1 protein-coding gene is annotated in these 288 nt (G+C 64.9%); it reads right to left on the reverse strand.

The features are described 5' to 3' along the window. Positions 1 to 34: 34 nt before the first annotated feature. The coding region (locus ACT3TZ_RS15315; protein WP_444584269.1) for an integrase core domain-containing protein at positions 35 to 288 on the reverse strand (254 nt) is incomplete at its 5' end.

A 288-nucleotide genomic window follows, 5' to 3' on the forward strand; every position in this document is an offset into this window, starting at 1 on the left:
GGGACTGCCGCATGATCAGGTGACAGTTGTGGTGTCAGGCCGCGAGGCTCACGGCCGGTTTCATGATGGTCTCGTATTCGATGGGGGTCAATCGGCCCAGGCGGGCCTGTCGGCGGCGGCGGTGATAGGTCCGCTCGATCCAGGTGATGATCGCGATCCGGAGCTCGTCTCGGGTCCGCCAGCGCTTGCGGTCCAGGACGTTCTTCTGGAGCAGCGAGAAGAAGGACTCCATCGCGGCGTTGTCCCCGGCGGCACCGACTTGCCCCATCGATCCGATGAGGTGGTGAC

This window comes from Brachybacterium sp. AOP25-B2-12 (assembly GCF_052378625.1).
Taxonomy (GTDB): domain Bacteria; phylum Actinomycetota; class Actinomycetes; order Actinomycetales; family Dermabacteraceae; genus Brachybacterium.